This window comes from Aureimonas pseudogalii (assembly GCF_014196835.1).
Taxonomy (GTDB): domain Bacteria; phylum Pseudomonadota; class Alphaproteobacteria; order Rhizobiales; family Rhizobiaceae; genus Aureimonas; species Aureimonas pseudogalii.
Genome location: NZ_JACIEK010000014.1, coordinates 47,680 through 68,776 on the forward strand (window position 1 = coordinate 47,680; position 21,097 = coordinate 68,776).

At 71.1% G+C, this 21,097-nt stretch carries 18 protein-coding genes; 10 read left to right on the plus strand and 8 right to left on the minus strand.

The features are described from left to right. Positions 1-103: 103 nt before the first annotated feature. Entirely contained in the window at positions 104-538 is a 435-nt protein-coding gene (locus tag GGR04_RS19250) for a DUF1236 domain-containing protein (protein WP_183201543.1), read from the plus strand. Between the two features lie 122 nt (positions 539-660). Here GGR04_RS19250 and GGR04_RS19255 read toward each other — a convergent pair whose 3' ends face one another. Beyond that, entirely contained in the window at positions 661-978 is a 318-nt protein-coding gene (locus GGR04_RS19255; RefSeq protein WP_246393401.1) for an Rdx family protein, read from the minus strand. Positions 979-1,156: 178 nt separating this feature from the next. On the opposite strand from GGR04_RS19255, the gene GGR04_RS19260 reads away from it, so the two are divergent. The 5 genes from GGR04_RS19260 to GGR04_RS19280 all read left to right on the plus strand — a co-directional run bounded on the left by GGR04_RS19260 (position 1,157) and on the right by GGR04_RS19280 (position 8,170). Beyond that, positions 1,157-1,669, plus strand: coding sequence for a MarR family winged helix-turn-helix transcriptional regulator (locus tag GGR04_RS19260; protein ID WP_183201545.1), 513 nt, complete (start codon positions 1,157-1,159; stop codon positions 1,667-1,669). A 133-nt stretch (positions 1,670-1,802) separates the two neighbouring features. Beyond that, entirely contained in the window at positions 1,803-3,401 is a 1,599-nt protein-coding gene (locus GGR04_RS19265; protein WP_183201620.1) for an MFS transporter, read from the plus strand. A gap of 25 nt (positions 3,402-3,426) precedes the next feature. Next, a complete protein-coding gene (locus GGR04_RS19270) occupies positions 3,427-4,542 on the plus strand; it encodes an HlyD family secretion protein (protein ID WP_183201547.1) in 1,116 nt (371 codons plus the stop codon). Between the two features lie 186 nt (positions 4,543-4,728). Further along, positions 4,729-6,585 (plus strand): PAS domain-containing protein, encoded by a 1,857-nt coding sequence (locus GGR04_RS19275; RefSeq protein WP_210291884.1) that lies wholly within the window; start codon positions 4,729-4,731, stop codon positions 6,583-6,585. A 97-nt stretch (positions 6,586-6,682) separates the two neighbouring features. Beyond that, a complete protein-coding gene (locus GGR04_RS19280; protein WP_183201551.1) occupies positions 6,683-8,170 on the plus strand; it encodes a helix-turn-helix transcriptional regulator in 1,488 nt (495 codons plus the stop codon). Between the two features lie 19 nt (positions 8,171-8,189). Here the strand turns inward: GGR04_RS19280 and GGR04_RS19285 are convergent, their stop codons facing one another. From GGR04_RS19285 to ffh, 7 genes are all read right to left on the minus strand, one after another. Then, complete coding sequence (locus GGR04_RS19285) at positions 8,190-8,999, minus strand: DUF6030 family protein (RefSeq protein WP_183201553.1); 810 nt, start codon at positions 8,997-8,999, stop codon at positions 8,190-8,192. Positions 9,000-9,117: 118 nt separating this feature from the next. Further along, positions 9,118-9,807 carry a tRNA (guanosine(37)-N1)-methyltransferase TrmD gene (gene trmD / locus GGR04_RS19290; RefSeq protein ID WP_183201555.1) on the minus strand — a complete coding sequence of 230 codons (690 nt, stop codon included), beginning with the start codon at positions 9,805-9,807 and terminating at the stop codon, positions 9,118-9,120. Between the two features lie 17 nt (positions 9,808-9,824). Continuing rightward, positions 9,825-10,127: a putative quinol monooxygenase gene (locus tag GGR04_RS19295; RefSeq protein WP_183201557.1), complete on the minus strand. Its 303-nt coding sequence runs from the start codon at positions 10,125-10,127 to the stop codon at positions 9,825-9,827. Positions 10,128-10,291: 164 nt separating this feature from the next. Beyond that, positions 10,292-10,864 carry a ribosome maturation factor RimM gene (gene rimM / locus GGR04_RS19300; RefSeq protein ID WP_183201559.1) on the minus strand — a complete coding sequence of 191 codons (573 nt, stop codon included), beginning with the start codon at positions 10,862-10,864 and terminating at the stop codon, positions 10,292-10,294. A 136-nt stretch (positions 10,865-11,000) separates the two neighbouring features. Continuing rightward, positions 11,001-12,503 carry a sensor domain-containing diguanylate cyclase gene (locus tag GGR04_RS19305; RefSeq protein WP_210291885.1) on the minus strand — a complete coding sequence of 501 codons (1,503 nt, stop codon included), beginning with the start codon at positions 12,501-12,503 and terminating at the stop codon, positions 11,001-11,003. Positions 12,504-12,612: 109 nt separating this feature from the next. After that, positions 12,613-13,029, minus strand: coding sequence for a 30S ribosomal protein S16 (gene rpsP / locus GGR04_RS19310; RefSeq protein ID WP_183201561.1), 417 nt, complete (start codon positions 13,027-13,029; stop codon positions 12,613-12,615). A 96-nt stretch (positions 13,030-13,125) separates the two neighbouring features. Continuing rightward, entirely contained in the window at positions 13,126-14,685 is a 1,560-nt protein-coding gene (gene ffh / locus GGR04_RS19315; RefSeq protein ID WP_183201563.1) for a signal recognition particle protein, read from the minus strand. Positions 14,686-15,164: 479 nt separating this feature from the next. Between ffh and GGR04_RS19320 the strand changes: the two genes are divergently transcribed. From GGR04_RS19320 to GGR04_RS19335, 4 genes are all read left to right on the plus strand, one after another. Further along, on the plus strand, positions 15,165-15,479 hold the full coding sequence (locus GGR04_RS19320; RefSeq protein ID WP_183201565.1) for a hypothetical protein: 315 nt from the start codon (positions 15,165-15,167) through the stop codon (positions 15,477-15,479). A 202-nt stretch (positions 15,480-15,681) separates the two neighbouring features. Then, a complete protein-coding gene (locus GGR04_RS19325; RefSeq protein WP_246393404.1) occupies positions 15,682-16,308 on the plus strand; it encodes a TetR/AcrR family transcriptional regulator in 627 nt (208 codons plus the stop codon). Between the two features lie 101 nt (positions 16,309-16,409). Continuing rightward, complete coding sequence (locus tag GGR04_RS19330; protein ID WP_183201567.1) at positions 16,410-17,600, plus strand: efflux RND transporter periplasmic adaptor subunit; 1,191 nt, start codon at positions 16,410-16,412, stop codon at positions 17,598-17,600. Further along, complete coding sequence (locus GGR04_RS19335; protein ID WP_183201569.1) at positions 17,597-21,064, plus strand: efflux RND transporter permease subunit; 3,468 nt, start codon at positions 17,597-17,599, stop codon at positions 21,062-21,064. The genes GGR04_RS19330 and GGR04_RS19335 overlap by 4 nt, the downstream gene beginning before the upstream one ends. Positions 21,065-21,097 lie beyond the last annotated feature (33 nt).

The window sequence follows — 21,097 nt, forward strand, 5'->3', positions numbered from 1 at the left end:
CCATCATGGGCGAAAGCCCGTTGATAATGAGACCGAACGGAACGGAAGCCCCGGTCGCATGTTCTTGCGGCATAGGGACACAACGCTTCTCGGAACCATTCACATGCGCAAGCTTCTGCTTCTCTCCGCCGTCTCGGCCTTCCTCGCCGGCCCGGCGCTCGCCCAGACCACGGTCATCACCACCACCGAGCCCTCCTCCGACGCCGAGCGCGCCACGGGCACGCTGGCGGGCACCGGCACCGGGGCGGTGGCCGGCGCGCTGGTGGGCGGGCCGGTCGGAGCCGTGGTCGGCGGCGTCGCGGGCGCGGTGATCGGCGGTGCGGCCTCGGCGCCCGACGACGTGCGCCAATACGTCGTGGCGAACCCGACCTCGCCCGTCATCGTCGAGGGTCAGATCGTCAACGGCTATGAGGTGCCGAACACGGTGACGCTGGCGCCCGTGCCCTCGAACCCGGAATACGAGTACTTCTACGCCGACGGCAATCGCCCGGTGATCGTCTCGAAGGCCGATCGCCGCGTGATCTACTACACCGAGTAGGCCGAGAGACCGGTCGGGCTGGCCCGACCGACCCGACGTCCGGCGCCGTCATGTCTTCCGACAGGGCGGCGTCGTCGTATCGAAAGCCCGTATCCCGGCGTCGGCGGTCGCTGTGCCGTCCTTCAGCGGTCGCTGTGGCCGAGACTGCGCTCGGGGTCCATGCGGTCGCGCACCCGGCGCTTCAGCACCTTGGCCTCGGGAAATCCGCCGTCCGTCACCCGATCCCAGATGACGTCGTCGCCGTAGCGGATCTCGAAGATGCCGCCGGTGCCGGGCACCAGCGCCACTTCGCCGAGATCGGTGCCGAAGGTGGAGAGAAGCTCCTGCGCCAGCCAGGCCGAGCGCAACAGCCACTGGCACTGCGTGCAGAAGCGGATGGTGACGCGCGGCGCCGAAAGGCCCGTCTCGTTCGGTTCGGTCATGGCGAGGGGTTCGGTCATGGGGTGGGCTTCCGGCGGCGTGACGGAGTGGCGTGAGAGGCGGCCCGTCGGAGCCGCATGACGGATCGGCTCGCCCCTTGTCTGCCCGTCCCGCGCCGCAGGCAAGAGCTGGCCCACGCGCGCGAAAGACGATCGCGCCCGCCTTGCCGAACGGTAGCGCGCTATTTATATCCGCCTCATGCCAACGCTCGATCCCCAGCTCAAGGCCGAGTTCACGGACGCCCTCGTGCAGACCGGGCGCAAGCTGCGCACGCGCTTCAACGCGGAGGTGGTGCGCCATGGCCTCACCTATCCCCGCGCCCGCGCGCTCGCCGTGCTGGCGCGCCGCCAGCCGCTGCGCCAGAGCGAGCTGGCGATCGAGCTGGAGCTGGAGGGGCCGACCGTGGTGCGCCTTCTCGACGGCATGGAGCGGATCGGGCTGGTGAAGCGCCAGGGCGTCGCCGGCGACCGGCGCGCCAAGGCCGTCGCGCTCACCGCCCACGGGCGCCGACAGGCCGAGACGGTGGCCGCGATCTCCTCGCGCATCCGCGATGTCATCCTGGCGCGCAGCGCCGGCGCCGACGTGGCGGTGGCGCTCGGGGTGCTCCGCTTGATCGGCGATGCCATCGACCTGGACTTCCGCGACGCCGATCCGGGCGAAGCAGGGTCGCTGGTCGAGACGCCGCTGGCCGGGAGCGACGGCGATGCTTGAGGAACGGCCCGACCACGAGAGCGCGAAGACGCCAGCCGGCGCCTCGTTGAGCGCGCAGGTCGGCGGCGCCGCGCCCGCCGACACGATGGCGGACGGCTCGCCCGCCCCCTCCGGTCGCCGCCGCGGCCAGCCGATGCCGGCGCCCGCGCCCTTCGTGCCCAAGCCCGTCTGGCTCGCCGCGCTCTACGTCTTCGCCTCCACCGCGATCGCGATGACGCAGGGGCTCGGGCTGAACCTCATCACCGCCAATCTCTACCAGATCCAGGGGCCGCTCGGCGCCACGCTGAACGAGACGGTCTGGCTCTCGGCCGCCTATCTCGCGCCGAACGTCAGCCTGACGCTGCTCCTCACCAAGGTGCGCGCTCAGTTCGGCCTGCGCGCCTTCGCGACCTGGGCGATCGTCGCCTTCGTGGCCGTCACCTCGCTGCATCTCTTCGTCGACGACATCCAGTCGGCGATCGTGGTGCGCTTCTTCGCGGGCGTCGCGGCCTCGCCCATGTCCTCGCTCGCCTTCCTCTACATGCTGGAATCCTTCCCGCCCGAGCGCAAGATGACGGTGGGCGTGTCGCTGGCGATGACCAACCTGTCGATCGTGGTGCCGCTGTCGCGGCTGGTGTCGCCGAGCCTTCTCGATCTCGGCGACTGGAACGGCCTGTTCCTGCTCGAGACCGCGCTCGCGCTCGTCTCCTTCGCGCTCATCAAGCTGCTGCCGCTCAACTCGCCGCCAAAGACGCCGGTGATCGAGCCGATGGACGTCGTGAACTACGCCTTCATCGCGGTGGGCCTCGGCTCCACCGCGGTGGTCGCCACCGTCGGCCCCTTCTATTGGTGGTTCGAGGCGCCCTGGATCGGCGGGCTGCTGGCGATCGGCGTCGCCTGCCTCACCGTGGCCGTGGTGGTGGAGCTCAACCGTGCCAACCCGCTGATCGACATTCGCTGGATCACCTCGAAGGAGATCCTACACTTCGCGGGAACGCTGCTGCTCTTCCGCCTGCTCCTTTCCGAACAGGCGAGCGGGGCCACCGGCTTCTTCCAGGTGCTGGGGCTGAAGAACGAGCAGATGACGACGCTCTACCTCGTGATGCTCGGCTCGGGGCTCGCCGCCGGGCTCTTCTGCGTCTGCTTCGTGCGGCCGGGCCGGGCCCCCTACATCCACATCCTCGCCCTCTCCTGCCTCATCGCGGGCTCGCTGATGGACGCGCGCGCCACCGTGCTGACGCGGCCCGAACAGATGTATCTCAGCCAGGGGCTGATCTCGGCGGCCGGCGTTCTGTTCCTGCCGCCGGCCATGGCGATCGGCTTCGCCTCGGCGATGAAGAAGGGGATGAATTACATCCTCTCCTTCCTCATCGTCTTCCTCACCACCCAGTCGCTCGGCGGCGCGGTCGGCTCGGCGATCTTCCGCACCTTCGTGACGGTGCGCGAGAAGTTCCATTCGAGCCAGATCGCGGAGAGCGTAGTGCTCTCCGATCCGATCGTCGCCGCGCGCATCGCCCAGCTCGGCGCGGCTTACGCCCGCGTGCTGCCGGACGCCGCGCTTCGACAGGCCGAGGGGCTGGCGCTGCTGGGCACGCAGGCCACCACCCAGGCCAACGTCCTCGCCTACAACGACGCCTTCCTGGCGGTCGCCGTGCTCGCCTCGATCGGCCTCGCCGCGCTCCTCGTCCACCTCACGGTCCTCCACATGAGGGCTTGGCGCGCCGCCCGGCGTCCGGCCGCCGCCGCCGCATGATTTTGCCCGCTTCGCAGGTTCCCCGATGACGATCTTCCGCTCAGCTTCCACCTATGTCGCCCTCGCCGTCGGCCTCGCCGGCGTCGCGCTCATCCTCTACGCCTGGCGCCTGCCGCCCTTCGCCACCAGCGTCGAGACCACCAACGACGCCTTCGTGCGTGGGCAGGTGACGGTGATCTCGCCGCAGCTCGCGGGCTATGTCGCCGAGGTGCCGGTGCAGGACTACCAGAGCGTCGAGGAGGGTCAGCTCATCGCGCGCATCGACGACCGCATCTTCGCCCAGAAGGTGGCGCAGGCGCGCGCCACGCTGGCCGGCCAGAAAGCGCAGCTCGCCAACTCGCAGCAGGGGCGCCGATCGGGCGAAGCCAAGGTCGCGGCCGCCGGGGCGGCGGTGGCGAGCGCCCAGTCGGCCTTCGACACGTCGGAGGCCAACTACGCCCGCATTGCGCCGCTCGCCCGCCAGGGCTACGTGCCCGGCAGCGATCTCGACGTGGCCACCCGCACCCGCGACCAGGCGGCCGCCGCGCTCGACCAGTCCAAAGCCTCGCTCGAGGTCTCGCGCCAGGACCTGCAGACCGTGATCGTCGCGCGCCAGTCGCTCGAAGCGGCGGTGGAGGGCGCGGAGGCCGCGGTGAAGCTCGCCGAGATCGATCTCGCCAACACCCGCGTCACCGCGCCGAAGGCCGGCCGGCTCGGCGAGATCGGCGTCAAGCTCGGCCAGTACGTGCAGGCGGGCACGCAGCTTACCAGCCTCGTTCCTTCGGCGGTCTGGGTGGTCGCCAACTTCAAGGAGACGCAGCTGCCGGGCATGAGCATCGGCCAGCCCGTGCATTTCAGCGTCGACGCGCTGGGCGGGCGCCAACTCACCGGCCGGGTCGAGCGCTTCGCCCCCGCCACCGGCTCGGAATTCGCGGTGCTGAAGCCCGACAACGCCACCGGCAATTTCACCAAGGTCGCCCAGCGTATTCCCGTGCGCATCGCCATCGACCCCGGACAGGCTGACATCGCCGAGCTGTCGCCGGGCATGTCGGTGGTGGTGCGCCTCGACACCGCCTCGGCGGGAACGCAAGCCAGCGCCGAAACCGAGGCGCCCGCCGCCGCGCCCCATGCGGCCCCGACAGCCGCCGGCGCCACACCGTAAAGCCGAAACCTACTAGCGCCTCTGGTAGGTTCCGGGCTCGCGCGAATGGTCGGGTTCCCTTAGAAGGAAGGTCGGGACAGAGCCGGACGGAAATTCCATGAGCATCGATCCATGCGCGCCGCAGCCCCGCGCCCCTCGAAGGGCGCTGGAGCTGGGCTGCGTCCCGGGCGCGGCGACGGCGGCGCGATGAGCGAACTCGACGGCTCCGCCCGGACCGAGGCGCTGTGCTCCTTCGACGTGATCGACACGCAGGCCGAAGCGGCCTTCGACGATCTGGCGGCGCTCGCCGCCAAGGTCTGCCGCATGCCGATGGCCTCGATTAGCCTGATCGACGGGCAGCGGCAATGGTTCAAGTCGCAGATCGGCCTCGGCTGCACCGAAACCCCGCTCGACGTGTCGATCTGCGCCCGTATCCTCGACCGGGGCGGGGTCGTCGTGGTGCCCGATCTCACCGCCGACGAGCGCTTCGCCGACCTGCGGCGCGGCACCGAGGCCGGCCCCTTGCGCTTCTTCGCCGGCTGCCCCCTCGTCACGCGCGACGGCGTGGCGATCGGCGCCTTGACGGTGCTCGACGTCGCGCCCCACGCGCAAGGCCTCGACGACACGCAGCGGCTGACGCTCGAGGTGCTCGCCCGGCAGGTGATGCACCTCTTGGAAGGCCGGCGCCTGCTGCGCGAGCGCAACGAGAGCGACCAGCAGTTCCGCGTCCTCACCGATTCCATGCCGCAGATGATCTGGACGACGCGGCCGGACGGATTCCACGACTTCTACAACGAGCGTTGGTACGAGTTCACCGGCGTGCCGCGGGGCTCCACCGACGGCGAGGCGTGGAACGGGATGTTCCATCCCGACGACCGCGAGCGGGCCTTCGCGCTCTGGCGCCGGTCGCTGGCGACCGGGGAGCTCTACGAGATCGAGTACCGGCTGCGCCATCGCGACGGCGACTATCGCTGGGTGCTCGGGCGCGCCGCGCCGCTGCGCGACGACGAGGGCCGGATCCTGCGCTGGTTCGGCACCTGCACCGACATCGACACGCTGAAGCATGCCGAGGCGGCGCTCGCCGAGAGCGAGGCGCGCTTCCGCACGCTCATCGAGGTGGCGCCGCAGGTCGTCTGGTTCGCCGGGCCGGACGGCGCGATGACCTATACCAGCCCGCACTGGTTCGAGTTCACCGGGCTCGGCCCCGCCGACACGGCGGGCGAGGGCTGGATGAGCGTCGTGCAGGACGACCAGCGCGCGGGCGTGGCCGCCGCCTGGGGCGCGGCGCTGGCAGGCGGCCACCCGTTCGAGATGGAGATGCCCTTCCGGCGCCGCGACGGCAGCTACCGCTGGATGCTGGTGCGCGCCCAGCCGATCCGCGACGCGGCCGGCGTCGTCCGGCGCTGGGCCGGCATCAGCCTCGACATCCACGAGCGCCGGCAGGCGGAGGAGGCGGCCGATCTCCTGGCGCGCGAGCTCGCCCACCGCATCAAGAACATCTTCGCCGTGGTCGGCAGCCTCGTCTCCACCTCGGCGCGGCGCGATCCCGCGCTGCGTCCCTATGCCGACGGGCTGCGCCAGCGGCTCGCCACCCTGGCGCTGGCGCACGACTACGTGCGGCCCCATTCCGCGGCTTCGCGGTCGCAGCCGATCGCCACCACGGTGCACGGCCTGCTCTCGACCCTTCTCGACGCCTACCGCACCGAGAGCGGCGACTGGCGCTTCACGGTCTCGGGGCCCGACGGGCCGATCGGCGCACGCGCCGCCACGGCGCTGGCGCTCATCATCCACGAGCACGCCACGAACGCGATGAAATACGGCGCCCTGTCGAACGAGGAGGGCCGCATCCACATCGAGACGCGGCCGGGCGAGGGACGCTTCGAGATCGACTGGCACGAGACCGGCGGGCCGCCCGTCGAAGGGCCGCCGGCCCGCCAGGGCTTCGGCACGCTCCTGGCCGAGCGCAGCGCCTCGGGCCAGCTCGGCGGCGAGATGCGGCACGAATGGCATGAAGACGGACTGCGCTCGGTGCTGGCGGTTCCGCTCGCCGCGTTGCACGACTGAGTTGCGCCGGCGCGAGGCCGGGGGCATGAGGCAGAGGACACGAGGCGGACGATCGCCCGGCGCGGGCCGGGGTGACGCGGAGGACGATTTCGAGACGATGACCCGGCCGACACGCGACCATCGCCAGCTCCACCAGCTCATCTCCGGCCTCACCGACGGAATCGTGCTCATCGATCTCGACGAGACGATCCTCTGGGCCAACCGGGCCGCGATCGACATGCACGGCGTCGGCCGGCTCGCCGATCTCGGCCGCGATCTCGACGACTACCGCGAACGCTTCCGTCTCGCGCGGCGCGACAAGAGCCCGCTCATCGAAGGCGACATCGCCATCGACCGCCTGCTGCGCGGCGAGAAGAGCGAGCCCGTTCTGGTCGAGGTGGTGCCCGCCGACGATCCGGACGACCTGCGCATCCACTCGATCCGCTTCCAGCTGATCACCGACGACGACGGCGAGCCCGACTATCTGGTGATGGTGGTGGAGGACGAGACGGCCCGCATCGAGGCCGAGGACCGGTTCGAGAGCGCCTTCAACGCCAACCCGGCACCCGCCATCATCTGCCGGCTCAAGGATCTGCGTTTCGTGCGCGTCAACCGCGGCTTCACCGAGATGACGGGCTTCGAGCGCCGGGACGTGGTGGGGCGCTCGGCCTACGAGCTCGACATTCTCGCGGGCTCGGCCGACCGCGAGCAGGCGATCGAGCGTCTGCGGGCCGGCGAGACCATTCCCCAGACCGAGGCGGACCTCGCGCTGCCGGGCGGCGAGCACAAGCGCGTCCTCGTCGCCGGGCAGCCGATCGACATCGCCGACGAGCCCTCGATGCTCTTCACCTTCGCCGACCTCGAGCCGCGACGCCAGGCCGAGCGCTCGCTGCGCCAGAGCGAGGAGCGCTTCGCCAAGGCGTTCCGCCTCTCGCCGGCGGCCACCGCCATCGTGCGGCTCGATCCGTTTGGCTTCATCGAGGTGAACGACGCCTTCGCCGATCTCCTCGGTCGCCCGAAGGAGGAGATCCTCGGCGAGGGCAGCGGCCTTCTCGACGGCGGCCCCTCCGCCACCTCGCGCATCGCCGCCGCGCTGGCCCATTCGCCGAGCCTCAGCGATCTCGAAGTGTCGCTGAAATCGGGCAAGGGCGGGCGCGTCGAGGCGCTGCTCTCGGCCGAGCGCATTCTCATCGGGAGCGAGGACTGCGCCCTCTGCGCTCTGCAGGACGTCACCGAGCGCAAGCGCACCGAGGCCGAGCTCGTCACCGCCATCGAGACGGTGATGTCGGACACGTCCTGGTTCAGCCGGCGCATCGTCGAGAAGCTCGCCTCGCTGCGCCAGCCGCAGGACGCCGCGCCCCCCTCCTCCGATCTCGGCGACCTGTCGGAGCGCGAGCGCGAGGTGCTCGGCCTGATCTGCCAGGGGCTCGGCGACAAGGAGATGGCCGCCGCGCTGCACCTGTCGCCCCACACCGTGCGCAACCACGTCGCCTCGCTCTACCGCAAGATCGGGGTGACGCGCCGCAGCGCGGCCATCGTCTGGGCGCGCGAACGCAGCTTCCCTGCCCGCGCCGGGTCGCCCGTGCCGCCGCGCCGCGAGAGCTGATCTTGCGCCCCTTCGATCGTCAGCCGCGCCGGATCGGCAGGAAGCGCGTCGCGTCGGGAACCGCGAGCGGGCGCGGCAGCTCGACGGTCAGGTTGTAGCGCTCCTCGTCGCCGACCTCGCGCCAGAAGCGGAGGCGCACGCCGCGCTCCTCGCCGGAGAAGGGCTCGAGCGCGGCGATCCGGGTGAGCGTCCCGGCAGGTGCGGCCCAGCCGAGCGCGGCGAAGGCCGCCCCGAGCGCTCCCGCCGCATCCGCCGCCGCGCGCCCCGCCGTGCCGGGGTCGAGGAGGTTCAGCTTCATGCGGATCTCGCGCAGCGCTTCGCTGCCGCCCGGCCCTTCGGACGCCGGGGACTGCGCCGCGCCGCGCAGCATCGCGAAGACCGTGGTGGCCGGCCGTCCCGCCGCGGATGCCGGATAGGCGCGCCGGCCGGCGCATTCGCCGCGCCCACCGCCGACGAGGCTCCCGGTCCAGCGCCCCAGCGGCCAGCCGGCGGCACGCAGCCGCTCGCAGATCGCTTCGGGTTCCCCCCGCACGCCGCGCCGGAACGCCGGGCGCATGGTCCCGAGCGCCAGATCCCGGCTCCAGCTCGGCGCGGCGACGACCCCGACCGGCGCGGGAGCCGTCGAGACGGGCGCGGGCGCAACCGGCAGCACGGTGGCGGGCCGAACGGTGGCCGACAGAACGGCGACGCCGCGCCCGCCCGGCGCCGCGTCGCCCATGCGCGTCAGCGCGAAGGCGAGCCCGAGCCCGGCCACGGCGACCAGCCCGGCCAGACGCGCCACCGTTCCGGCGATCTCGCCATTCCAGAACGGGGCCAGGGATGGGAACACGGGGTTTTCCGCAAGCTGCGAGAGCGAATCAGGTCGCGGTACTTAAGGATAGAATCCGTCCTCCATTTGACCATGCCCGTCCCTGCATGCCCGTCACTGCATGCAGAGCCGTCGCTCGTCAGCGTCGGGGAAGGAGGAGATCGGGCCGGCGCTCCCGCGTGAGGCGCTCCGCCTCGGCCCGGCGCCAGCGCGCCACCGCGCCATGGTCGCCCGAGCGCAGCACTGCGGGGATCTCGCGCCCCTCCCACACCGATGGGCGCGTGTAGTGCGGGTGTTCCAGGAGCCCGCCCTCGAAGCTCTCCGCCTCGCCCGAGAGCGCGTTGCCCATGACGCCGGGGAGCAGGCGCACGGCGGCGTCGAGTAACACCAGCGCCGCCATCTCGCCGCCCGACAGGATGTAGTCGCCGATCGACACTTCGAGGAGCCCGCGGCCCTCGATCACCCGCTCGTCCACCCCCTCGAACCGACCGCAGACGACGACGACGCCCTCGCCCGCGGCGAGCTCGCGCACGAAACCTTGCGTCAGCGGGCGCCCGCGCGGGCTCATGAGGAGGCGCGGGCGCGCGTCGCCCTCGGGCACGGCGGCGTCGATGGCGCTGGCCAGCACGTCGGCCCGCAGCACCATGCCCGGCGAGCCGCCGGCCGGCGTGTCGTCGACGAGGCGATGGCGCCCCTCGCCGTGCTCGCGGATGTTGAACGTTTCGAGCCGCCAGTCGCCGCGCTCCAGCGCCCGGCCCGCCAGCGAGACGCCGAGCGGCCCCGGAAACATCTCGGGGTACAGCGTCAGGAGCGTGGCGTGGAACGGCATCGCGGACCGCTCTTCGCTCAGCGGAAGGGCTCGACCGAGGCGACCTCGACGAGCTTCAGCTCCGAGCTCTTGGCGTCGACGCTCTTCAGCGCCTCGCGCCAGGTCGCGACATGGGCGCTGTCGCCATGCGCCTTCAGCGTCTCGCGGCTCTCCCATTCCTCGTAGATCCGCACGAGGCCGGGCTCGGTGAGGTCGGCGGCGAAGGAATAGACGATGCAGCCCTCTTCCTCGCGCGTCGCCGCGATCACGGCGCGCGCGGCATCGCGCAGCGAGGCGAGGCCGATTTCGGTGAGCTGGAGCGTTCCGGCGACGATGATCATGACGTCTCTCCCGATGACAGGCGGCCCGAGCGGGCGGCCAAGCGCGTCGTCGCAGCGATTAGCCGTCCACGGCCCTCGTGGCAACGCGGCAAGCGCGACGGGCGGGGCCTCGAGCCACGCATTGTCCGGTCGTGGAAGCCGATCCGGCTTTCACGGGAAATGCCCTAGCTCGACGCACCGTCCTCGTCGCTCTCCTCGCCCTCGCGCGCCTCCACCGTGCCCTCCAGCCCGGCGGCCACCGGCTCGACGAGGATGAAGCCGAGATCGAGGTCGATCTCGGGCACGGCGATCTCGGTGAAGGGGATCATCACGCTCGGGCCCGCCTCCGGCGCGATCTCGAGAATGTCGCCGGCGCCGAAGTCGTGGAAGGCCACGACCTCGCCGATCACCGCGCCCGTGGTGAGGCGGGCGACGAGCCCCACGAGATCGGCCTGATAGAACTCCTCCTCGCCCTCGGCCGGCAGCTTCGAGCGATCGACGAAGAGCTCGGTGCCGTTGAGGCGCTCGGCGTGGTTGCGATCCGCGACCTCGGCGAAGCGCACCACCACGACGTTCTTCTGCGCCCGCGCCGAGACCACGGTGAAGACGGTGCCTTTGGAATCTCGCAGCGGCCCGTAGGCGCCGAGATCCTCGGGGTCGGCGGTGAAGGACTGGACGCGCACCTCGCCCTTGATGCCATGGGCACCGCCGATGGTGCCGAGGAGGACGGGTTCGGGAGCGGAAACGGGATCGGACACGGGGGCGGGAACAGTCTCGAAGGGAGCTCGGAAAAGGGCGGCGGCGCGAGGCGCGTGCCCGTTCTGTGCGGCCCCCGTCGGCGCGCGTCAAGCCGGTCTCGCCCCGCTCCGGCCTCCGCTCGCCCCGCCGGACGGCTCAGGACGCGGGAAGCGCGCCGCGCCGATCGCCGGTCGTGGCATAGTGGCGGCGCTTGGCCTCGTACATGCGAAGATCGGCGCGCTTCACGGTCTCCTCCAGCCGCTCGCCCGCGCGCAGCGTCGCCGTGCCCATCGAGAGCGACAGGCGTTCGCCGGGATGGAACTGCGAGTTGATGACGCAGAGATCGTCGATCGTCTGCAGCAGCGCCGCCGCCTCCGCCGCGCCGGCATGGGGCATGAGCACCGCGAACTCGTCGCCGCCGATGCGCGCGGCGTGCCAGGGCAGGCGCACGGCCTCGGCGAAGACCTCGCCGGCGCGGCGCAGCAGCGTGTCGCCCGCAGCGTGTCCGAGCTGGTCGTTCAGGCCCTTCAGGCCGTTGAGATCGGCCACGAGCACGCTGACGGTTTCGAGCTTACGCCGCTCCAGCCGGTTCATCTCGTCGGCGTAGAAGGAGCGGTTGTAGAGCTTGGTGAGGACGTCGTGCTTGCCGAGATATTCGAGATAGGCCTCGGCCTTCTTGCGCGCGGTGATGTCGGTGAGCGCCACCTGAACGAGCGACCAGTCGTGCTCGTGGCCGGGAAGCACGTGGAACTGCATGACGAAATGCATCTCCTCGCCGTCGAGCGAGTAGTTGACGACCTCGCGGGTCTGCGTCAGACGCCCGTTCCAGAGATCGATCAGCTCCTCGCGGAAGGGCGGGGCGAGGCGGTCGCGGAAGATCTCCGGCAGCGAGGCCAGAAGCGTCGCGAGGTCCGGTGCGCCGAAGACGGTGAGCGTCTGCCGGTTGACGTCGATGACCCGGACCTCGCTCATGCAGCGCGTCAGGAACTCGGGATGGACCTCGAGAAAGGTGCGGAAGTCGGTGACGCCGCTGGCGCGCACCTCCGCCAGGAGGGCGTGGATTTGCGAGAAGTCCTCGACCCAGATCGACACCGGCGAGTGCTCGAACAGAAACCGGGCGTGGGCCTCGCTCACCGCGGCCCGGCGCCGCGCGGCCTCGCGCTCGCTGACGTCCTCGGTCACCACGAGCACCCGGCTCCAATCCGCCTCGAAGCCCGGCAGGATGCGGCCCTTCAGCTGGATGTCGAGGGCGCGGCCGGTGAGCGTGTGGTTCACGGCCTGGCTGGTGAATCCGGTGGAACCGGACCAGAGCTGGACGAGCTCGTCGCGGTGGTTCTCGAGCATCACGCCGGCGAAGACGTCGCCGAGGCGGGCGACGAGTTCGCCGGTGTCCGCGGCCTCGAACAGGGCGAGCGTGCGGGGATTGACGTCGAGGATGCGGATCGCCCCGGCGGAGCGGCGCACCTGCGAGGGATCGGCGGCGAGGAAGGCTTCGAGATCCTCGACCCCGGCGCGGCGCCACTCGTCCATCAGCGCGCGGATGGCGCTCCAGTCCTCGAGCCAGAGCGGCACCGGGGCGAGCGCGAACATATCGAAGCCGTATGCGTCGGCGGTGCCTCCGAAGGGGCCGGTCGCCGGGCCGGCGAGGTCGCGTTGCATCGAAGAACCCCCGCTGCACCGGCAGACCGGTGGACACGAAAACGGCGCGCCGATCCCGGGAGGGACCGACGCGCCGCGAAGACTACGACGAAAGCGTAAAATCTTCGTCTTACTCGGAGGCAGGAGCCTCGTCCGCTGCGGCGGCCGGCGCGTTCGCCTCGGCGGCGGCCTTCTCGGCGGCGGCGGCGGCGTCTTCCTCGCGCTGCTTGCGCTCGGCCTCGCGCTCCTGCGCCTTCTTGCCGGGCAGGCCCTTCGTCAGGTTCGACTTCACCGGGCGGTTGGCGATGCCGGCCTTGTCGAGGAAGCGCAGCACGCGGTCGGTGGGCTGGGCGCCCTCGCCGAGCCAATGCTTGATGCGGTCGTCCTTCAGCGTGACGCGCTCGGCGTCCTTCGGCAGCATCGGGTTCCAGGAGCCGACGGTCTCGACGAAGCGGCCGTCGCGGGGCGAGCGGGCGTCGGCGACGACGATGTGGTAGTAGGGACGCTTCTTGGAGCCGGCACGGGCGAGGCGCATCTTCAGGGGCATGGGGTCGTTCCTTTGGTTCTTGTGATCCCGGCGTCTTCTTGGAGGGTCGCCGTGGTCGGTGGATGTATCGAGGTGACGAGAGCCGACGAGCCGACGCTATTTCTTCTTGCCCGGCAGGCCGGAAAAGCCGCCGCCGGGGAGACCGGGAAGCCCCTTGCCGAGGGGGGGCAAGCCGGGCGGCAGGCCGCCACGGCCGCCGGCGCCGCCCATGGCCTTCGCCATCTCCTCGAGCTGGCGCGGGTCCATCTTCGAGAGGTCGGGCATGCCGCCCATGCCCCCAGCGAGGCCGGGCGGCATGCCCATCTTGGCGCCGAGGCCGCCCATGAGCTTGCCCATGATGCCGGCGCCCTTGCCGCCCTTGCCCGACATCGACTTCATCATGTCCGCCATCTGGCGGTGCATCTTGAGAAGCTTGTTGATGTCGGCGGAATCGGTGCCCGAGCCCGCCGCGATGCGCTTCTTGCGCGAGTGCTTGAGGGCGTCGGGGTTGGCGCGCTCCCATTTCGTCATCGAGGAGATGATGGCGAGCTGGCGCTTGAGCAGCTTGTCGTCCATGCCGGCGGCCGAGATCTGGTCCTTCATCTTGGCCATGCCGGGCATCATGCCCATGACGCCGCCCATGCCGCCCATGCGCTGCATCTGGGCGATCTGGTCGGCGAGGTCGTTCAGGTCGAACTTGCCGGCCTGCATCTTCTTGGCCATCGCGGCCGCCTTGTCGGCGTCGATGGTCTCGGCGGCGCGCTCCACGAGCGAGACGATGTCGCCCATGCCGAGGATGCGGTCGGCGATGCGCGAGGGATGGAAATCCTCCAGCGCGTCCATCTTCTCGCCGGTGCCGAGGAGCTTGATCGGCTTGCCGGTGACGGCGCGCATCGACAGCGCGGCACCGCCGCGCCCGTCGCCGTCGACGCGGGTGAGCACGATGCCGGTGATGCCGACGCGCTCGTCGAAGGAGCGCGCGAGATTGACCGCGTCCTGGCCGGTCAGGCTGTCGGCGACGAGCAGGATCTCGTGCGGTCGCGTCGCCGCCTTGATCTCGGCCATCTCGGCCATCAGCGGCTCGTCGATATGGGTGCGGCCGGCCGTGTCGAGGATGAGCACGTCGTAGCCGCCGAGCTTGGCGGCCTGGGCGGCGCGCGCGGCGATCTCGACCGGGCCCTGGCCGGCGATGATGGGCAGCGTCGCGACCTTGGTCTGCTCGCCGAGAATGCGCAGCTGCTCCTGCGCGGCCGGGCGACGCGTGTCGAGCGAGGCCATGAGGACGCGCTTCTTCTGGCGCTCCGTCATCCGCTTGGCGATCTTGGCCGAAGTGGTCGTCTTGCCCGAGCCCTGCAGGCCGACCATCATCACGGTGACGGGGGCGGGCGCGTTGAGGTCGATCGCCACCTGGTCGGAGCCCAGCGTCGCCACGAGCTCGTCGTGGACGATCTTGACCACCATCTGGCCGGGCTTGATCGACTTGACGATCTCGGCGCCCACCGCCTTCTCGCGCACCCGGTCGGTGAAGGAGCGCACCACCTCGAGCGAGACGTCGGCCTCGAGCAGGGCGCGGCGCACCTCGCGCAGCGCCGCCGCCACGTCGGCATCCGACAGCGAGCCCCGGCCGGTGAGGCCGTTCAGGATGGACCCGAGGCGGTCCTGAAGGGATTCGAACATCGCGACACCTTTTCCATTCGCCGACCGGAACGACCCGGAACCCGAGAATGGGGACGAATCGCGGCCGATCCAACCCGACGAACCACCAAACGGAAACGCATCCGCGGGCGAAACTCGCTGGCGGATGGGAACCTCCCTGCGGCTCGGCGAAGCGAGGGACAGGGTCGGCGGTTTGCAGAACGGAACGAACGCAAGATTTGAGGCGCGTTAAAGCCCGATCGCCGGGCGCAAGTCAACCCTGCGCTGCCGGCCTCTCCCTACCCAGGCCGGCGCTGGCGGACCCTCGGCAGCCCGCGCGTCACTCACCCGCAAGGCGCCGGGCTCGATCGGCCCGAAGTGCCCGCCCCACGGCCTCGACATCGGCCGTCGCACGGGGCGACGCCCAAGCTTGCGCGAAACCATCGTGAATTCCTTAAGCTTCTGCTGATAAACATCGGGTCTACCCCTTCGTCTTGGCCCCGAGGACCCATCAGCCTGCCATGAAGATCCTCCGCTTTCCCCTTCCTCCCGCGGACCGCGCCCTGCGCGCGGGCGCCGCGTGGATCGAGACCGGCCTGCCCGCCGCTCGGGGATCGGCGGGCTTCGGGCTGGCCGGTCTCGATCCGCGCGGCGCCCATGGCTTCGGGCAGGGCCTGTCGGACGCGGAGGAGGAGGTCCGGCGGCTGCTCTGGGCGCTCACCGTGCTGCAGCGCCCCAGCCTCGAACGCTTAGTGGCCCATCATCCGACGGCGCGCGACGTGCTCGCCGCCTTCCGCAGCACCGTCCCGTTCGGCGCCGACGAGCGGCACGTCTGAGCCGAGCGCCGGGTGACCGGCCAGTCCCTCGCATCCCGTCGTTTCGGCCCGGAGCCCTCGCCCGACGGTCGATCGCTCCTGCCGCCCGCCGACGGAGCGGCCGCCGACGCTACCGCCTTGCGCGACTCGACTCACGGCCGGGATCGGGCTATGAGAACGATCGTTCGCTCTCGCTCGACGCGCGCCGGACCGGAGATTTTCCTTGTCGCTGCTGCCCGCCTTCCCCGATCCCTCCGCGGCGCCCAGTGCAGGCGACCGCCGCCGCCAGCACGTGCTGCGGGCGGCCCGCGCCTGCTTCTCGCGCCACGGGTTCCACGGCGCCTCGATGGGACGGATCTGCGCCGAGGCGGCGATGAGCCCCGGCGCGCTCTACCGCTACTTTCCCTCCAAGGACGCCATCATCGAGGCGATCGCCGAGGAGGAGCGCGTCGGCGCGCAGGCCTGCATGGCCGCGATGGCCGGCCCCGGCCCGCTGGTAGAACGCATGACGGCGGTCGCGATGGACTATCTGAGAGGCGCGCGCGACCCCGAGAGCGGCGGCCTGATGGTCGAGATCTGCTCGGAATCGCTGCGCAACACGGCCGTCGGGATGCGCTTCCACGAGATCGAAGGCGAGGTGCGCTCGACGTTCCGCGAGGCGCTTCTCGCCGCGCAGGCGAGCGGCGAGATCGCCGCCGATCTCGATCTCGACGCGGTGATGACGATCATCTTCGGCATCGGCGACGGCCTGCTCCTGCGCCTGCAACTGCAGCCCGACTTCGATCTCGAGCGCATCGCGCCATATCTGCGAAGCGTCCTCGTCGGCCTGCTGCGGCCCACGGCCCCATGACCGCACCGACCGCACATTCCATGACCTCCGCCCCGCTCGCGCCGCGCCGCGCCCGCTCGTTCGTCCCGCGCCCCGCCGCGCCCTCCTTCCGGAATTCGGCCATGTCCTCCCGCTTGTGCCTCGGCGCGCTCCTCGTGCCGCTCCTTCTCGCCGCACCGGCCCTTGCGGCGGATGCCGCCGCCCCGACGACCGCGGCGCCGCAGCCGCCGAGCCTCACCGTGGTGTCGGCGAACCGGCGCGAGATCGTCTCGCAGGTGGTCCTCACCGGCACGCTGAGCCCACGCGAGACCGTGATGGTCGGCGCCGACGTCGACGGCCTTCGCATCGAGGAGCTGCTCGTCGACGAGGGCGACCTCGTGAAGCGCGGCGACGTGCTGGCGCGTCTCGCCACCGACCTCGTGGACGTCGATCTCGCGCGGGCCGAGACGCAGATCGCGCGGGCCGAGGCGGGCATCACGCAGGCCGGCGCGCTCGTCGACGAGGCGGCCTCGGCCGCCACGGAGGCCGGCACCGCGCTCCAGCGCACGCGCTCGCTGAACGAGAAGGGCATCGTCGGCCAGGACATTCTCGACACCCGCGTCTCGGCGGCGGCGGCCGCCAACGCGCGTCTCGCTTCGGCGCGCCAAGGCGTGGCGCTGGCCGAGGCCGACCGGGCGAGCGCCGAGGCCGAGCGCCGCCAGCTGGCGCTGCGCCGCTCCAAGGCCGAGATCAAGGCGCCGACCGACGGGCTGGTGCTCGCGCGGGTCGCGCGGCTCGGCGCCGTGGTCTCCACCGCCGGCGGCGGCCTCTTCGAGATCGCGCGCGACGCGCTGGTCGAGCTCGACGCCGAGGTGTCGGAAAGCGCGCTGGGCGCCCTCGACGTCGGGCAGGTCGCCGTGGTCACGGCCGCCGACGGATCCGACGTCGAAGGCCGCGTGCGGCTCGTCTCGCCGAAGGTCGATCCGGCGACGCGGCTCGGCCGGGTGAAGATCGCGCTGCCGCCCTCCCCGGGCCTGCGCACCGGCGCCTTCGCGCGCGCCGTGGTGGAGACGAAGCGCTCCACCGGCGTGGTGCTGCCGCGCACCGCCGTGGTCGCCGACGGGGCGAAGGCGAGCGTCCAGGTGGTGGCGGACGGGATCGTGAAGACGCGGCCCGTCACGCTCGGCATCGCCGCGGGCAGCGACGTGGAAATCCTCACCGGCGTCGACGAGGGCGAGAGCGTGGTGTCGCTCGCCGGCACCTTCGTGCGCGACGGCGACCGCGTCACCCCCGTGCCGGCCGCGCCGGCGCTCACCGCGGAGGCCGCGCGATGAACTGGAACATCTCCGCCTGGGCGATCCGCAATCCGGTGCCGCCCATCCTCCTCTTCGTGGTGCTGGTGGCGCTCGGCATCGTCTCCTTCTTGACGCTGCCGATCACCCGCTTTCCCAATATCGACGTGCCCGTGATCTCCGTCACGGTGCTGGAATCGGGCGCCGCGCCCGCCGAGCTCGAGACGCAGGTCACCAAGAAGGTCGAGGATGCCATCGCCGGCGTCACCGGCGTCAAGCACATCACCTCCACCGTCACCGACGGGCAGTCGGTGACCGCCGCCGAGTTCCGCCTGGAGGTGAACACCGACCGCGCGCTGAACGACGTCAAGGACGCGGTCGCCAAGATCCGCTCCGACCTGCCGCGCACGATCGAGGAGCCGATCGTCCAGCGCATCGAGGTCGAGAACCAGTCGATCGTCACCTATGCGGCCTCCTCGCCGGGGCTCACTCCCGAGCAGCTCTCCTGGTTCGTCGACGACACGGTGGTGCGCGCGCTGCAGGGCCTCAAGGGCGTCGGGCGCGTCGAGCGCATGGGCGGCGTGTCGCGCGAGGTACAGGTGCGCCTCGACCCCGACCGGCTCGGCGCGCTCGGCATCACCGCGGCCGACGTCAACGCGCAGCTGCGCGCCACCAACGTGGATCTCTCCGGCGGTCGCGGCGAGTTCGGCGGGCAGGAGCAGGCGATCCGCACCCTCTCCTCGGCGCCAACCGTCTCCGGCCTCGCGGCCACCCGCATCGCGCTGCCCGGCGGGCGGCAGGTGCGGCTGGAAGAGCTTGGCACGGTGATCGACGCCTACGAGGAGCCGCGCTCCTTCGCCCGGCTCGACGGCGAACCCGTGGTTGCCTTCTCGATCTACCGCGCCAAGGGGGCCAGCGACACCACCGTCGCCGATCTCGCGGCGGGGCGGGTCGAGGAACTGGGGCGAGCCCATCCCGACGTGCGCTTCTCGCGCATCGACGACAGCGTCACCTACACCTACGGCAATTTCGAATCGGCGATGGAGACGCTCGGCGAGGGCGCGTTCCTCGCCGTGGTGGTGGTGCTCCTCTTCCTGCGCGACTGGCGCGCCACGCTGGTGGCCGCAATCACCCTGCCGCTCGCCGCCATTCCCACCTTCTGGGCGATGAGCCTGATGGGCTTCTCGCTCAACCTCATCAGCCTTCTCGCCATCACGCTGGTGACGGGCATTCTCGTCGACGACGCCATCGTCGAGATCGAGAACATCGAGCGCCACATCGGCATGGGCAAGCCGCCCTACCAGGCCTCGATCGACGCGGCCGACGAGATCGGCCTCGCGGTGATCGCCATCACGCTGACGATCATCGCGGTGTTCGCGCCGGTCTCCTTCATGGGCGGCGTCGCCGGCCAGTATTTCAAGCAGTTCGGCCTCACAGTGGCGATGGCGGTGTTCTTCTCGCTCCTCGTGGCGCGGCTGGTGACGCCGATGCTGGCGGCCTATTTCTTCCGCCGGCACCGTCACGAGGGGCCGGGCTTCCGCCGGCTGCTCGGCCGCTATGTGCTGATCCTCGCGCCGCTCGCGGGCCTTGCGGTCGGCGCGCTCTTCGCGCTCGCGGCGCTGCCGGGCGCGGCGACGACGAACGGGCTCGCCAACGTCCTGCGCCCGCTCGCGGCCGAGCTGCCGCCAGTCTCGTTCGATCAGGCGGGCGAGGCGGGAATGGCGATCGCGATCGGGGCGGCGATCGTCGCGGTGCTCTTCGCCTACATCAACCGTCCGCACCCGGCCGAGCAGCGCGACGGGCCGCTGATGCGCGCCTATACCGGCTTTCTCGGGTTCACCGTGCGCTTCCGCTGGGTGACGCTGGCGGCGGGCATCGGGCTCTTCGTGCTGTCGATCCAGGCGATCGGCCTCCTGCCCACCGGCTTCATTCCCAAGGAAGACGCCTCGCGCATCGTGGTCTCGGTGGAACTGCCGCCGGGCTCGACGCTGGAGACGACGCGCGCCGTCACCGACCGGGCGGCGGCCAGCCTTCGCGAGCTGCCGGAGGTGCGTTCGGTGCTGGTGATCGGCGGCTCCTCGCCCACCGGCACGCTGGAGGTGCGCCGCGCCGCGATGACGGTGAACCTGACACGCAAGTTCGAGCGCACGCGCACGCAAGGCGATCTCGAGCCGATCGTCACGGCCAAGCTCGCCGAGATTCCCGATCTTCGCTCCTACTTCGTCAACGACCGGGGCGACCGCGAACTCTCCGTCGGCATTCTCGGCGCAGACGGCGCCGCGGTGTCGGAAGCCGCGGCGGCGCTGGAATCGGAGATGCGGCGCGATCCGATCTTCGCCAACCCCTCGGCCATGGCCTCCTTCGCCCGGCCGGAGATCCGCATCCGGCCACGGCTCGACGAGGCCGCCGATCTCGGCATCGCGCCGGAAGCCATCTCGCAGACCGTGCGCGTCGCCACGATCGGCGACGCCGACGCCAATCTCGCCAAGTTCAACGTCGGCACGCGGCAGGTGCCGATCCGCGTCCAGCTGGAGGAGACCGCGCGCGAGGATCTGGAGGCGATCCGCAGCCTTCGCGTCGGCACCGCGAGCGGCGCCTCGGTGCCGCTCGACGCGGTGGCCGAGATCGGCTTCGGCCAGGGGCCTTCGACGATCGACCGCTACGACCGCGAGCGCCTCGTCAAGGTCGGCACCGCGATGGCGCCGGGGCACGAGATCGGCGAGGGCTCGCAGCACATCATGGCCGGCGAGGCGGTGAAGAGCTTCCCCGCGGGCGTGCGCATCCAGGAGGTCGGCGACGCCGAGATCCAGGCCGAGGTCTTCACCGGCTTCGCGTCGGCGATGGGCGCGGGCATCATGATGGTGCTGGTGGTGCTGATCCTGCTCTTCGGCTCGGTGTTCCTGCCCATCACCATCCTCGCCTCGCTGCCGCTCTCGGTCGGCGGCGTGGTGGGCGCGCTGCTGATCACGCAGAACGCCGTGTCGATGCCGGTGGTGATCGGCATCCTCATGCTGATGGGCATCGTCACGAAGAACTCGATCATGCTCGTGGACTTCGCGGTGGAGCAGGAGAAACACGGCATGCCGCAGCGCGAGGCGATCATCGACGCCGGTCGCAAGCGGGCGCGCCCGATCATCATGACGACGCTGGCGATGGCGGCGGGCATGGTGCCGGCGGCGATGGCGTCGGGCGAGGGCGGCGAGTTCCGCGCGCCGATGGCGATCGCGGTGATCGGCGGCCTTCTCGTCTCCACCGTCCTGTCGCTGGTCTTCATCCCCTCGCTCTACACGCTGATGGACGATCTCGGCCATCTCGTGGGGCGGATCTTCGGGCGGCTGGTGAAGCCGAACCGGGCCGACGACGGGGCGGGCCACCACGGGCATGGCGGTCATGGCGAGACGCGGGATCCCGCGCCGGCCGCTCCGGAGGCGGATGAACTCTCGTGGAAGCGCGTCACCGAGTTTCCCTCGCGCGGCGCCTCGACGATGCGGCCGGCCGCCGAATAGAGGCGGCACATGGACCGACGTCCGGATACGAAA